13 protein-coding genes and 2 tRNA genes are annotated in these 13,591 nt (G+C 47.3%); 5 read left to right on the top strand and 10 right to left on the bottom strand.

The annotated features are described in order from the left end of the window. Positions 1-143: 4-hydroxyphenylacetate 3-hydroxylase N-terminal domain-containing protein (locus B4H10_RS01865; protein ID WP_292018065.1), on the bottom strand; the 143-nt coding region annotated here is incomplete at its 3' end. A 75-nt stretch (positions 144-218) separates the two neighbouring features. Beyond that, positions 219-3,722, bottom strand: coding sequence for a pyruvate:ferredoxin (flavodoxin) oxidoreductase (nifJ, locus tag B4H10_RS01870; RefSeq protein ID WP_292018060.1), 3,504 nt, complete (start codon positions 3,720-3,722; stop codon positions 219-221). 506 nt (positions 3,723-4,228) lie between these two features. On the opposite strand from nifJ, the gene B4H10_RS01875 reads away from it, so the two are divergent. The 4 genes from B4H10_RS01875 to B4H10_RS01890 all read left to right on the top strand — a co-directional run bounded on the left by B4H10_RS01875 (position 4,229) and on the right by B4H10_RS01890 (position 6,919). Continuing rightward, a complete protein-coding gene (locus tag B4H10_RS01875) occupies positions 4,229-5,140 on the top strand; it encodes a LysR family transcriptional regulator (RefSeq protein ID WP_059076876.1) in 912 nt (303 codons plus the stop codon). Positions 5,141-5,176: 36 nt separating this feature from the next. Further along, on the top strand, positions 5,177-5,581 hold the full coding sequence (locus tag B4H10_RS01880) for a hypothetical protein (protein WP_059076875.1): 405 nt from the start codon (positions 5,177-5,179) through the stop codon (positions 5,579-5,581). A gap of 202 nt (positions 5,582-5,783) precedes the next feature. Beyond that, a complete protein-coding gene (locus B4H10_RS01885; protein ID WP_059076874.1) occupies positions 5,784-6,293 on the top strand; it encodes an S-adenosylmethionine decarboxylase family protein in 510 nt (169 codons plus the stop codon). A gap of 23 nt (positions 6,294-6,316) precedes the next feature. After that, complete coding sequence (locus tag B4H10_RS01890) at positions 6,317-6,919, top strand: HD-GYP domain-containing protein (RefSeq protein ID WP_292018061.1); 603 nt, start codon at positions 6,317-6,319, stop codon at positions 6,917-6,919. 87 nt (positions 6,920-7,006) lie between these two features. On the opposite strand, the gene B4H10_RS01895 is transcribed toward B4H10_RS01890, so the two are convergent. The 5 genes from B4H10_RS01895 to B4H10_RS01915 are packed head-to-tail and all read right to left on the bottom strand — an operon-like array spanning position 7,007 to position 11,065. Further along, positions 7,007-7,642, bottom strand: a complete 636-nt coding sequence (locus B4H10_RS01895) for a ComF family protein (protein ID WP_150824644.1) — start codon at positions 7,640-7,642, stop codon at positions 7,007-7,009. Further along, on the bottom strand, positions 7,639-9,831 hold the full coding sequence (locus B4H10_RS01900; RefSeq protein ID WP_236699677.1) for an ATP-dependent RecD-like DNA helicase: 2,193 nt from the start codon (positions 9,829-9,831) through the stop codon (positions 7,639-7,641). Before B4H10_RS01900 ends, B4H10_RS01895 begins: the two co-directional genes overlap by 4 nt. Further along, on the bottom strand, positions 9,809-10,075 hold the full coding sequence (locus B4H10_RS01905) for a chorismate mutase (RefSeq protein ID WP_292018062.1): 267 nt from the start codon (positions 10,073-10,075) through the stop codon (positions 9,809-9,811). The genes B4H10_RS01900 and B4H10_RS01905 overlap by 23 nt, the downstream gene beginning before the upstream one ends. Positions 10,076-10,087: 12 nt before the next feature. After that, positions 10,088-10,633, bottom strand: coding sequence for a hypothetical protein (locus B4H10_RS01910; RefSeq protein ID WP_059076869.1), 546 nt, complete (start codon positions 10,631-10,633; stop codon positions 10,088-10,090). Positions 10,634-10,654: 21 nt separating this feature from the next. Further along, the gene (locus B4H10_RS01915) at positions 10,655-11,065 is read right to left on the bottom strand and encodes a zinc ribbon domain-containing protein (protein ID WP_292018063.1); all 411 of its coding nucleotides are present in this window, start codon (positions 11,063-11,065) and stop codon (positions 10,655-10,657) included. Between the two features lie 270 nt (positions 11,066-11,335). Here B4H10_RS01915 and B4H10_RS01920 point away from each other — a divergent pair, with 270 nt between their 5' ends. Beyond that, a complete protein-coding gene (locus B4H10_RS01920; RefSeq protein ID WP_170087474.1) occupies positions 11,336-12,805 on the top strand; it encodes an amino acid permease in 1,470 nt (489 codons plus the stop codon). Positions 12,806-12,864: 59 nt separating this feature from the next. On the opposite strand, the gene B4H10_RS01925 is transcribed toward B4H10_RS01920, so the two are convergent. The 3 genes from B4H10_RS01925 to B4H10_RS01935 form a co-directional block, all read right to left on the bottom strand. Next, entirely contained in the window at positions 12,865-13,185 is a 321-nt protein-coding gene (locus B4H10_RS01925) for a hypothetical protein (RefSeq protein ID WP_292018064.1), read from the bottom strand. A 175-nt stretch (positions 13,186-13,360) separates the two neighbouring features. After that, positions 13,361-13,437 (bottom strand) — tRNA-Arg (locus B4H10_RS01930). Between the two features lie 47 nt (positions 13,438-13,484). After that, positions 13,485-13,560, bottom strand: a tRNA-Trp gene (locus B4H10_RS01935). Between the last annotated feature and the right edge of the window lie 31 nt (positions 13,561-13,591).

Raw genomic sequence — 13,591 nt, forward strand, 5'->3', positions numbered from 1 at the left:
TCATAGGTCATCGCCAGGCAGTTGATGGAGGGGCGGATGATCGGATGGTCGACCCAGTTGTCGATTATCTCACCGAACATGTAAACTCTGGTGCCCAGTTTGCGCAGGGATTCGATGTACTGTTCTGCAGTCATAAGTGCCATAGTGTGATTCCTCCTTAGTAAACATGATTTCAGAAGGCGCGCGGGGCACCTTCTGAAATCTGTACGTTCTTTGGTTTATCTGTTTGCCAGGGTCTTGTAGCTCTCAAGACGCTCTTTGGCATCGTTGGCTGCCTTGGCGTAGAGTTCTTCTGCCTTTTCGGGGAAGGACAGAGCCAGGGAAGCGAAACGGTTTTCGCCCATGAGGAACGCGTGGAAGTCGCCAGTGGGCTCCTTGCTGTCGAGCGTGAAGGGGTTCTTGCCTTCCTTCTTGAGATCCGGGTTGTATCTGTACAGATGCCAGTAGCCGCACTCGACTGCCTTCTTCTCTTCGAGCTGAGACAGACCCATGCCGACCTTCGGACCCTGCTCGATGCAGGGGCAGTAGCAGATGACGATGGACGGACCGTTGTAAGCTTCCGCTTCGCGGATCGCCTTCAGGGTCTGTGCCGGATCTGCGCCCATCGCAACCTGTGCGACGTAGACGTAGCCGTAGCTCATAGCCATCATGCCGAGGTCCTTCTTCTTGGTGTCCTTGCCGCCTGCCGCGAACTTCGCGATCGCTGCGGTGTTGGTCGCCTTGGAGGACTGGCCGCCTGTGTTGGAGTAAACTTCCGTATCGAGTACGAGAACGTTTACATCCTGATCCTGTGCGAGTACGTGGTCAACACCGCCGTAACCGATATCATAGGACCAGCCATCACCACCGATGATCCAGTGGGAACGTTTAACGAGGTACTGTTTCTTTTCGAGGATATCTTCCAGGACCGGTTTGCCAGCTGCTTCTTTTTCAAGGAGAGCAACTACTTTATCAGCGCGTTCACGGGAACCTTCGCCTTCATACATATTAGCAACCCAGTCGCTGAGAGCAGCCTGGAGTTCGTCAGAAGCAACAGCTTTGGCAGCTTCTACTTCATCAGCCAGGTCTTTACGTACTTTATCTACGCCCATGAACATGCCGAGACCAAATTCAGCAGCATCTTCGAAGAGGCTGTTAGCCCAGGAAGGACCATGACCTTTGGCGTTTGTAGTGTACGGGGAAACAGGAGCAGATGCACCCCAGATAGAGGAGCAGCCTGTAGCATTAGCAATCATCATGCGATCGCCAAAGAGCTGTGTGAGCAGTTTGACATACGGTGTTTCGCCGCAGCCTGCGCAGGCACCGGAGAATTCGAGCAACGGCTGTTCGAACTGGCTGCCGATAACCGTCTTCTTGTTCTGCGGGTTAGCTTTCGGAGCTACCTTATCCTGTGCATAGTACCAGAAATCCATCTTAGCGCGTTCTTTGTCGTCGTTCGGAACCATGGTCAGAGCTTTGGCCGGGCAGACGTTGACGCAGGAACCGCATTCGAGGCAGTCGAGCTGGTCTACAACAATCGTAACATTGTATTCTTTACCGCTCTTTGCCTTAGCAGCAGCTTTGAAGCCTTCCGGAGCAGCTGCCAGTTCTTCAGCAGTGGTCAGTACCGGACGGATCGTAGCATGCGGGCAGACAAAGGAGCACTGCATACAACCAACGCATTTTTCTGCATCCCAGGCAGGAACGTGCAGAGCCGGGCCGGCTTTTTCGAATTTTGCAGTACCGGAAGGCATCGTGCCATCTTCACGGCCGACAAAATCGGATACTTTCAGGTCGTCGCCAACCTGGCCGAGCATCGGAGCAGCAACTTTTTCGAAGTATTCCGGAACCGGACGGCCTTCGACAACTTCGTCTTCAGCATCAGCCCAGGAAGCCGGATAATTTACTTCGTGGAATTCTTTAATACCAGCATCAACGGCGCCATTGTTCATGTCAACGACTTTCTGGCCTTTCTTGCCATAGTTCTTGATGATGGAATCTTTCAGATATTTAACGGCATCTTCAACAGGAATAATCTTGGCAAGAGCAAAGAATGCAGCCTGCATGACCATGTTGATACGTGTGCCGAGGCCCAGTTTCTGGCCAATAGCATCGCCGTTCAGGGTGTAGAATTTAACGTGATTCTTAGCGATAGCACGTTTAATCTTAGCCGGCAGTTCTTTATCCAGTTCTTCATCTGTCCATGTGCAGTTCAGCATGAACGTACCGCCGTCTTTAATGCCGCGGAGGATGTCGAACCGTTTAACATAGGACTGACGATGACATGCAATGTAATCAGCAGCATCGATCAGATACGGCATATCGATCGGGTTCTTACCAAAGCGGAGGTGAGAAATCGTTACGCCGCCGGATTTCTTGGAGTCATAAGCAAAGTATGCCTGAGCATACATGTCGGTGTGGTCACCGATGATTTTGATAGCGGATTTGTTAGCGCCAACAGTACCGTCGGAACCGAAGCCCCAGAATTTGCAGGATGTAAGGCCTTCCGTGTTGAGCGGCATCTTCGGAGCACGCGGCAGGGAAAGGTTGGTTACATCATCAACGATACCGATTGTGAAGCCATTGAGCGGATGTTCTTTCTTGACTTCTTCGAATACGGGGAGGATATCTTCCGGAACAACGTCTTTGGAGCCAAGACCGGCACGGCCGCCGATGACATCGATATCGAGGCCCTGTTCTTTAACAAAGTCAACAATATCCAGATACAGCGGTTCGCCAAGGGAGCCCGGTTCTTTTGTACGGTCGATGACAGCAATCTTTTTAACGGTCTTCGGCAGTACAGCAGACAGATATTTAGCAGAGAACGGACGATACAGATGGACATTGATAGCGCCAACTTTTTCGCCTTTGCTGTTCAGATAATCAACAGCCTGTTTAACTACGTCAGAGAGAGAACCCATGGAAACGATAATCGATTCTGCATCTTCTGCGCCGTAGTAGTTAAACGGTTTGTACGTACGGCCAGTGATTTCGGAAATCTTAGCCATGTAGTCAGCAACGATATCCGGCATAGCATCGTAGAAGCGGTTGCTGGCTTCAGTGTGCTGGAAGTATACATCCGGGTTTTCTGCAGTGCCGCGGATTTCCGGTTTATCCGGATTCAGGGCACGTTTGCGGAAAGCTTTGACAGCATCCCAGTCAATCAGTTTTTTGAAGTTATCATAATCCATAACTTCAACTTTCTGAATTTCATGAGATGTACGGAAACCATCAAAGAAATTGATGAACGGAAGCGAGCCTTTCAGAGCTGCCAGGTGAGCGACGCCGCCAAGATCCATGACTTCCTGGACATTGGATTCAGCCAAGAGACAGCAGCCAGTAGCACGGGCAGACATAACGTCCTGGTGATCGCCGAAAATGCTCAGTGCATGGTTAGCCAGAGCACGGGCAGCTACGTGGAATACACCAGGGAGTAATTCACCGGCAACTTTGTACATATTCGGGATCATGAGCAAAAAGCCCTGGGAAGCCGTATACGTCGTTGTCAAAGCGCCAGCCTGTAAAGAACCGTGGAACGCACCAGCCGCACCAGCTTCAGATTCCATTTCAATAACTTTTACGGTGTTACCGAAAAGGTTCTTCTGACCGGCAGCGGACCAATCATCGACGTGTTCAGCCATAGGCGAAGACGGCGTGATAGGATAAATTGCGGCAACTTCAGTAAATGCATAGGAGACCCATGCAGCAGCTTCATTGCCATCCATGGTTTTGAACTTACTCATAGATAATACACGCTCCTTAATAAAAATATAGATGTATAAACCAATATAAGATACATTAATTATAGCAGCAGCATGTGTACCTTACATTGACAAGCAAAGTTTAGTACGACCCATAAATAACATACATGTCGTAGCGAAAAGGAAGAAGAACCATTTTGATTTGTCTATGCTTCTTTTGCAATGTATTCTGTATACATTGGCGTATTTATGGCACAAAAATAAACAAATCATATAAAAAAGTTATAAAGATTCTTCAAAAAGTATTGCTATTATTCCAATTGTGTAATACTATAAATGTAGTATTACACATATGCAAAGCAATTTGATTGGTGACCTTTTCTCTTTAGTCATTGTATGCCGAACGTACTTGTAACTTTTCCTTACAACGTAATTATAGGCTTTTGACCTTTACAATTCAATACTAAAACGTATGCTATTTTTAATATTCTCATGTTCCTATATGTAAACATATACTCTTTCAGTGTTCATTAACAGGAGGTAAGACTATGGACTTTCATCATCTCAAATATTTTGTCGAAGTAGCTGACAAAAAATCTTTCAGCAAAGCTGCACGCACACTGCACATCTCCCAGTCGGCTATCAGCCGCACAATCAAGGCACTGGAAGAAGAATTAGGCGTCGTACTCTTTATGCGTAACGCAAAAGCCGTTGAACTGACCGATGCGGGTACCATATTCCTTTCCCATGCCAAGCGGGTCGTCTTCATGTTTGAACATTTGAAGACCGATTTTGAAAATGAGTTCAAACTGGAACAAGGTACTGTCCTTATCGGCCTGCCTCCTATTACGGGCGCCCCGATTTTCGCCAATCTTCTCGGTGCGTTCAAACAGGAATACCCCCAGATTGAACTGGATTTATATGAACACGGCTCCAAGAAAGTAGAAATCAGTGTCCAGGAAGGATTAATTGACCTGGGTATTATCTGTACCCAGCCGAAAGAAAAAGATTTCGAATCTTTCTTCCTGACCCAGGATCCGATGAACGTAATCATCCACAGAGACAATATCCTCTCCAAAGAAAAAACAATTCCCTTGAAGAAGCTGGCCAATGAATCGCTCGTACTGTACCGTGACGATTTCAATCTCCATGATGAAATCATCCAGGACTGCAAAAAAATCGGCTTTCAGCCAAAAATCGTTTTCGAAACCAGCCAGCGCGACCTGATGATCCAGACGGTCGTCGCCAACCTGGGTGTGGCACTCCTGCCCAGCCGAATCTGCCCGAATAAAGAATCGAATCCCCGCGTAGCAGAGCAGGTCGTCGTACGTCCTCTCGTTGAACCAGAAATCATGCACGTTCTCTATGTCATCTGGAAACGCGGCCACTACCTGTCTCATGCCGCCCAGCTGTGGCTCGATTTTGTCCGCAATAAGACACGTACCATATCGAATATCTGATGAATATAACCATACTAAGCAGGAAGGTGTGCCATTTTGAGTCTGCCCAGTTCGCTAAAACGCCGCATCATATCGCTATCACAGTCAGATACTGACCATAAGGATGTCCGTCCGGAAGAAGAATATGACCGGCAAAAGCGTATATTGAAAACGCGTTACCAGGCTTTGTCCGGACTGGAAAAATGTCTGGTTCTGTCTCTGACAGCCGCTGTGATATTAGTGGTAATCCAGTTTTTCTGGATCGCGGCTTTACAGTATGAAGTAGCTCTTCTGAAAGAAGAAGTGCATACACAGCAGACCCGGCTCACCCAATTGGAACAAGCCAGCCAGAAACATAATAATCTTCTCTATTCGACGTATGAATCAATGGAAGACCTGAATAAAAAATGGCATGACCTCCACTTCCGTGTTTTAGAAAATACATGGAAATTAGGAAACTGATTGTAAAAGACTGCCACACGCTCTGACGTGCGGCAGCCTTTTTTCGTCAAGAACGTCAATAATGGTATTGTCAAATCCTTTTTCCGATTTCAGCATATAAAATGAGTATAGTTTTACAAATAGCTTACGGATTCAGAAATCACGTTTACAAGGAAGATAAAAAATTATATAATGAACTGTAACTAAACGATGGGTGGATTCTATGAACAATACATTAGGAAAACATTTACTGATTGACTTTTATAATTGTAAGGCTGTATTTACAGATCCTGAAGATTTACAGCCTTTAGTTGAACGCGCTTTCGAGCTCGTAGGTGCCACGTTAGATGGGGCGAGTTTCTATCATCTCGATAATGAACTGACCTGCATTGCCGTTTCCGGCAATGCACATCTTTGCATACATACCTATCCTGATCTTTCTTATGCCGCAGTCGATATCTATAGCTTTAATACGGATCTTCAGGCAAGTAAAATCATGAGTGCCCTGAAAATTATCTTAAAATCAGACCGCATCAAAGCGACAAGTATCCGCCGTGGTGATTTTGGTTCTATCCGGGACATGCGTCCGAAACGCAAAAGCAAGATTACAACGGTACGAAGAATGAAAAATACAGGCGCACGCATCAAGCGTACCAGCGCCAAGATGTTTTCTATTCTCCGCCATCCTAAACGTTCCCGGCGTATACGCAGCTATCAGAATAGAAAGAAATAAGTTTTACGGAAGGGTTTGTCTCTATGTTTATGATGTCACTTAACCAATCAGCCGGCATCGGGTCTGAAGAAAGAGAATCTCTAGACGCCATTACCGCTGATTTGTTGCAGTTTATACAACTAAAAAGCCATAGGCTGTACATGCATTCTCTGCAAGTTGCCAATTACAGCGTCAGTGTAGCGGCCAAATTAGCTCTGCCAAAGAGTGAAACTGAGCAGATAAAACATGCTGCTTTGCTTCATGATGTGGGACTATTGTTTGTATCAAATACCCTGCTGGCTAAAATCCCCTATCTGAACCGCAGCGAAAAAGCGATGTATAAACGCCATGCCGCAGCAGGCGGCAACATGATAGAAAACATCCCCTGCTGCCAGGACATCATCCCGTATATTGTATATCATCATGAACGATGGGACGGTTCCGGATTTCCCAAACACCTGCGGGGGGCCAATATTCCCCTTGGTGCCCGCATTATAGCCGTAGCTGACTATTACGATACGATTATTAATCCCAGCACCGAATTCTGGGCTAAAACCAAAACGCAGGCCGTGCGGGAACTGTTCAGCGCTTCCGGACTTCTTTTCGATCCGGAAATCGTCAAAGCTTTTATTGAAACGCTAGGCTAAAAACATATTGAAATGATAATGCTCTATCAAAACGGACAGGTGACGAAACACATATCGTTACCTGTCCGTTTTATTCGTATATCATCCTCATCTGGCACCGCTGGCGATGACAAGACCGGTCACTCTGGCAGCGCCTTTTTTCTTTAGCGCATGGGCACAGGATTCCATGGTAGCACCAGTCGTATAAATGTCGTCGACCAGAAGAATCGATTTCCCTTGTATTCTCACACCGTATTTGACAGAAAATCCGTCGGCTACATTTTTCGCTCTTTCCGGACGTGACAGAGTCCACTGGGATTGAGTAGCCCTCCGCCGCTGCAAAGCGTCCGACCAGACGGTGAATGTCTCCGCCCAGGAACGAAAAATAAACTCGCTCTGATTATACCCCCGCTTTTGGAGTCTGATCAGCGACAGCGGAACGGGAACAGCTATATCCAGCTGGATGTCTCTCATCCAGGGAAACCGGGATAACAAATACAAGCATGCCGCCTCATATTGGAATTTCCGCTCATACTTGATCTGCTGCAAAACACGCCGTATACAGCCCCTGTAATCGGTCAGAGCATAACATCCGTCAAGATGATTACGGCGGCTGCCATCAATGATTCGGGGATGCCATACCGATTGAAAACAGAGAGAACACCAGGTTCCATGGCGTTTCACAGGCCGGCCGCATCCAGGACAACGGGGCGGATAGAGAAAGGTATGCAACCAGTTCGTCATGTAATTTCTTCCCGGCGTATCCGCTCTGCCAGCAGTGTATGGCGCTGACTGGTCCGCACGTTCTCTACAGCTCTTTCTAACGCCCGTTTCGTCCCAACCAGGATTACCTTACGTTTAGCCCTGGTTACTGCCGTATACAGGAGGTTCCGCTGAAGCATTATGGCATGACTATTGACTAATGCCATAATGACGACTTGATACTCGCTTCCCTGGCTTTTATGGACCGTAATGGCATAGGCCAGCGTTATTTCATCCAGTTCCGGCCCTTCATATTTGACATCGTGTTCTGGATAACGAACATATACGATCTTGTCCGTTACAGCAAATACTTCGCCTATGTCACCATTGAATACGCCCTTTTCATAATCATTTTGCTTCTGCATGACTTTGTCGCCTGTGCGGTATAAGGTATGTCCATTCTTTAATTCCGTCTTTCCCTGTGACGGAGGATTCGTCTTTTCCTGTATGAGGGCATTCAGATGATCGACGCCGCAATCCTGCCGGTACATAGGAGATAACACTTGCACGGCAAACTTATCTCCCGTCTCAGACGTTTCCGATTCATATAACTGGCTGATGATTTCTGCTCCCTGACTTTCGCTGTCAATCGTAATAAAGCGAAATTCCTCGTCTTCATTGACAACAGGCATCCGGCCGTAATTAATCAGATGGGCATTGGTTACGATGCGGCCGCCTTCCCGCTGACGGAAAATCGTGTCCAGACGGATAACGGATACGCATCCGGAACGGATAATATCGTGCAGGACAGATCCAGCCCCCACAGAAGGAAGCTGATCGGCATCGCCGACCAGAATGACGCGGCAAGACGGTGGAAGTGCCTGGAAAAGGTGATACATGAGGCTCATATCCAGCATCGATACTTCATCGACGATGACCAGATCTGCTTTGAGAAGATTCGTTTCATTATATTCAAATATCTGCATACGGCCATGGAACCCCATAGGGACCAGCAGGCGGTGAATCGTCAGTGCCTTTCGCTCCGTCGTTTCAGAAAGGCGTTTGGCAGCTCGGCCCGTCGGCGCGCATAAAATGATACGCAATTGTTCCTGTTCAGCCAGACTGATAATAGTCTGCACAACCGTCGTCTTCCCGGTTCCCGGTCCCCCAGTGATGACCAATAATCCCGACTGCAACGACGCTTCGACGGCTTCTCTCTGTTTTTCTGCCAGTTCAAAATGGCAGATATCCTGCCAGCGGTCTAAAAATAGTTGAACCGGCGTATGAACAGGCAAAGGCTTCATTTCAGACATATATTGAATCCGTCTGGCTATGTCGCATTCTTCGTCATGCATTTCCGGCATATAAATATAGGTTCCACCACCATAATCAGCCGATATCAATTGGCCGATGTCAAGGGCTTCTTCCAGGATATTCCGTAATTGCAAAGAATCCGCCCGCAGGACAGAGGCCGTCCGGCGGATCAACTCCGTATCGGGTATACAAACGTGCCCATTTCCCGTCATTTCAGAAAGCACATAGGTCATACCTGCTACCAGCCGTTCCTCGGAAGACGGATCCAGTCCGAAGGCAAGGGCCATCTGATCTGCCGTTTTAAACCCGATCCCTTCGATTTCCAGAATCATCCGGTACGGTTCATGCTCCAGTACATATTGAGTATCACTGCCATATTTCTGTACCAGACGTGAGGCAAACCGGCCGGAAATACCGTGTGTTTCCAGGCAAAGAGCAATGTCATTTACTTCTTTCTCTTTACGGAACGAATCCGTTATATCTGCTAGTTTCTTTCTGCCAATGCCCTCTATTTCCAGGAGACGCTGCGGTTCTTTCTCCAATACCTCCATAGCCCCGCTGCCAAAAGCTTCCACGATGCGATGTGCCAGAGACGGGCCTATCCCCTTGACAGCCCCTGATGCCAGGAACCGCTCCATCCCCTCTTCCGTATCGGGAACCAGGCGTTTCCAGCAACCGGCCTGATACTGTCTGCCATACCGTCGGTGCTCTGTCCATCGCCCCTGGACCTCCAGCCGGTCACCTACCAGAGGTTTACTGCCATTTCCCGTCACAGTGACGACAGAATCATCATCTTCGCGGCGCAGGCGGAATACGAGATAATCCGAATCGGGTGCTTCAAACAAAATGCGTTCCACGACACCTTGTAATGTATTGTTTTCTTTTATCATAGCGTCATTCCATGCGTTTTCGTTCATAGTTCTTACTTTCATCCATAATACAACGGTAAATCGTCTGTAAATAGGGCGCAAGCTCTTTATCTGCTGCCAGTCCGGCAATTTTATCCAGGACTGCCCGTTCACGCCGGGGATCGTATATTTCCAGATGATGTTCTTTCTTATAGGTAGCTACCTGTGCGACAATTTTCATCCTTGCTTCCAACAGCTTCGTCAATTCCTGATCCAGCCGGTCGATTTCATGCCGGCATGTTTCCAGTTCCATTTCGTATCACTCCTAAAAAAGTTGTCCTGCCGGCTGGGGAGTCAGTTGTTCCCATACTAACCAGATCAGCACAATCAGTAAAATAATAGTCAGGCTTCCCCGCCACCATGGAGAAAACATGACATGCTGCACAAACGTAACCGCTTTTTCGGCCGTAATCTTGTACTGGATTTCTTCTCCTTTATTCAGCAGGCAGAACTCTCTGGCGATTCCGTCTTGTATAATAGTCCCATTACAGTGTATCGTAACAATACAATGATGAGCATATAAGACGCGCGTCAACTGAATCAGCCACTGTTTCAAGTGGTCCAGGAATAGAGAATCTGAACAGGCACTCTGATAGGCAAACAAGCTGATAGTTGTCTCCATAATACCTTCTTGTATGTCATACCGGATAAAAGGGTAATCCTCCTGTAATACAGAGATCATCTGGTTTATCGTCTGTTTCAGATCTGGTGTCAATGTAAACAGCTTGCCTCTTGATTCAGGAGCCAGACTTATTTCACCAGCCAGTGTAATATAGGAAGAACCATAATAATGACGGATTTTTTTTATCATCTTCCTGCCACGCCTCCTGCATCATAACCGTGACCCACATTTGGGACAAAAAACGCTGTCGTCCGGCACCTTGTTTCCACAGTGCTTACAAAAACGGGGCGACGGACTGCCTTCTATTTCCCGCTTGTTTTCCTGTCGGATTTTTCCCGGTTCATTGCCTTCGAGATGATCCATGCGATTTTCTATATGATCCATCCGCGAATGCATATCCGCTTCAGAGACTGCTACCCGTTCTTTCAGCATGCCATTTTCCCTCCGGCTCCGCTCGAGTTCCTGTTCAATAGATAAATCTTTCATGACAGCCAGTACGATAGCAGCCAGCACGGGGCTGACCAAAAGAGCAGCCAGCGTCCAGATAATACCATTTCGTCCCCTGCGGCCTGCCCATATCCCGACGAGGACAGCAAAGATAATATATGCTATAAAAGACATATTCATTCACCTTCTATACTAAATTCATAATACATACCATGATACATATTATACGTTAAATCAGCATGAACAGCAAATCCTCTGTAAAACCTGTAAAAGCAGCCTACATGCAACGAACAGGTATCTTATCTATATATTAGACAGATGTTATAGTATACGTTAAAATGTATACTATAACAAGAATAATCCCATTGCTATCCTATATAAACTTCTGTATAATAAAAAGTATTGGGGTGTTCTTATACAATTACATATAAAGGTAGTGATTTCATGCAAGAAGAACAGCACGAAGAAGGCCTGCGACGAAGTCTGAAAGCACGTCATATGAACATGATTGCCATTGGCGGTGCCATCGGCACAGGACTGTTCGTAGCCGGTGGAGAAACGGTCAGTACAGCCGGACCAGGCGGTGCACTTGTCGCCTATTCCCTGATTGGTATCATGGTCTACTTTCTCATGACGAGCCTGGGAGAAATGGCAGCATATCTGCCTGTCAGCGGCTCTTTTGAAACCTATGCAAACCGCTATGTAGACAAATCCCTGGGATTTGCCCTGGGATGGAATTACTGGTTCAACTGGGCAATTACCGTAGCAGCTGAATTAGTTGCCGGAGCGCTGATCATGAAATACTGGTTTCCTGATATACCAGCAGCCATCTGGAGCGGGATTTTTCTTATCGTATTATTCACATTGAATTACCTCTCAACCCGCTCATATGGTGAAAGTGAATTCATTTTCGCCGGTATAAAAGTACTCACGGTACTCGTATTTCTCTTTGCCGGTACCCTTCTCATTCTGGGACTGGGACCGGAACCATCACCGGGATTTACAAACTGGACCATCGGTGATGCACCTTTTGTCGGTGGTTTCACGGCTATGTTGGGGATTTTCATGGTAGCCGGATTTTCATTCCAGGGAACAGAAATGATAGGCATCGCTGCCGGTGAAAGCGAAGATCCGGAAAAAAATGTTCCCCGCGCTGTCAAATCAATTTTCTGGCGCATCCTTCTCTTTTACTTAGGTGCGTTTATTGTCATCGGCTTCCTGATCCCATACACCGATCCCAATTTACTCAATACAGAAATTGAGAATATTTCCGTAAGTCCGTTCACGCTGGTATTTGAACGATTCGGGCTGGCAGCGGCTGCGTCCGTCATGAACGCGGTCATACTGACTGCCGTGTTATCAGCCGGCAACTCCGGTCTGTACGTCTCGACCCGTATGTTGTATGCCATGGCTGAAACAGGTCAGGCACCGAGATGCTTCCTGAAGCTGAATAAACGAGGTGTACCTACGAATGCTCTCTTTGCCACCGTCGTCTTCGGACTGGCGGCCTTCCTGACCTCACTCATAGGGGAAGGCAAAGCCTATGACTGGCTGGTAAACATCAGCGGTATGGCCGGCTTCATCACCTGGATAGGTATTGCCATCTGCCATTACCGTTTCCGTCGTGCCTATGTCGCACAAGGTAAGGATCTGAAAGACCTTCCATACCGCGCAAAGTGGTTCCCCTTCGGCCCCCTTCTGGCCTTACTAATGTGTATCATCGTCACGGCAGGTCAGAATTATTCTGCCTTTACCGGCACGGAAATTGACTGGTATGGTGCCAGTGTCGCCTACATAGGTATACCTGTGTTTTTGGCCGTATTCTTATGGCATAAAGCAAAGAACCATACGCATATCATCCCTCTGAAAGAAGTCAATCTCTCCCGCGAAGGAAATCGGAAAATTAAGCCGTAGCAAAAAAGGATGTAACGAAATGACAAAGACACTTCGTTACATCCTTTTATTATATAACATTATAATTTTTTCGTTTCAGGTGATAATTCATGACGCGAACACAAAGCAAAGCATCCTTCCCGTACAGCGTCACGCAGAGAAGAAAACGTGATAGTTGCAGCTGCCTTATCAGGTTCATAGGTCATATGCAGCATGCGGATTGCCACATGGCGGCCAGACAGGCAATTCAGGCAGTTCCAACGTTCTTCAGCCGTTTCACCAAGATCACGCTGAGAGTAACAGACCAGTTCATCACCAGCTTTTAAACGGCGTAACAGCAGCCTTCTGGCAGGATGGCCCGGATGACGGGGATTCATATCCTCGATAATCAAGTGTTCCATCTTAACGCCGGCCCGCAATAGTTCCTTCTGCTAAGGCATATTCTGTTGAAAATCCATAAAAAAAGAAGGATCTACGCAAGCATATCCATACTTCATATCTATTCACCTGGCTAACCAAAAAGAATCAGGATCATACAATATAAAAGCAGCTCACACAAAATGTATGAGCTGCCTGTGGTGACCCGGTAGGGATTCGAACCCTAGACCTACTGATTCGTAGTCAGTCACTCTATCCAGCTGAGCTACCGAGTCATGTAGAGGGATATCGGTCTCCTGCAGATTCCTCTCCCTCTGTGTTTTGGCAGGGGCAGAAGGAATCGAACCCTCAACCAATGGTTTTGGAGACCACTACTCTACCAGTTGAGCTATACCCCTACGTATAATCAGCGGCTTCCTATCCTCCCAG

The organism is Megasphaera sp. UBA4382 (assembly GCF_002391155.1).
In the GTDB taxonomy this organism is placed as follows: domain Bacteria; phylum Bacillota; class Negativicutes; order Veillonellales; family Megasphaeraceae; genus Megasphaera; species Megasphaera hexanoica.

Excerpts from the sequence above, each read along its gene's own strand:
- nifJ (WP_292018060.1), bottom strand. The coding sequence starts at position 3,722 with ATGAGTAAGTTCAAAACCATGGATGGCAATGAAGCTGCTGCATGGGTC.
- B4H10_RS01875 (WP_059076876.1), top strand. The coding sequence starts at position 4,229 with ATGGACTTTCATCATCTCAAATATTTTGTCGAAGTAGCTGACAAAAAA.
- B4H10_RS01885 (WP_059076874.1), top strand. The coding sequence starts at position 5,784 with ATGAACAATACATTAGGAAAACATTTACTGATTGACTTTTATAATTGT.
- B4H10_RS01890 (WP_292018061.1), top strand. The coding sequence starts at position 6,317 with ATGTTTATGATGTCACTTAACCAATCAGCCGGCATCGGGTCTGAAGAA.
- B4H10_RS01895 (WP_150824644.1), bottom strand. The coding sequence starts at position 7,642 with ATGACGAACTGGTTGCATACCTTTCTCTATCCGCCCCGTTGTCCTGGA.
- B4H10_RS01900 (WP_236699677.1), bottom strand. The coding sequence starts at position 9,831 with ATGAACGAAAACGCATGGAATGACGCTATGATAAAAGAAAACAATACA.
- B4H10_RS01905 (WP_292018062.1), bottom strand. The coding sequence starts at position 10,075 with ATGGAACTGGAAACATGCCGGCATGAAATCGACCGGCTGGATCAGGAA.
- B4H10_RS01910 (WP_059076869.1), bottom strand. The coding sequence starts at position 10,633 with ATGATAAAAAAAATCCGTCATTATTATGGTTCTTCCTATATTACACTG.
- B4H10_RS01915 (WP_292018063.1), bottom strand. The coding sequence starts at position 11,065 with ATGTCTTTTATAGCATATATTATCTTTGCTGTCCTCGTCGGGATATGG.
- B4H10_RS01920 (WP_170087474.1), top strand. The coding sequence starts at position 11,336 with ATGCAAGAAGAACAGCACGAAGAAGGCCTGCGACGAAGTCTGAAAGCA.
- B4H10_RS01925 (WP_292018064.1), bottom strand. The coding sequence starts at position 13,185 with ATGGAACACTTGATTATCGAGGATATGAATCCCCGTCATCCGGGCCAT.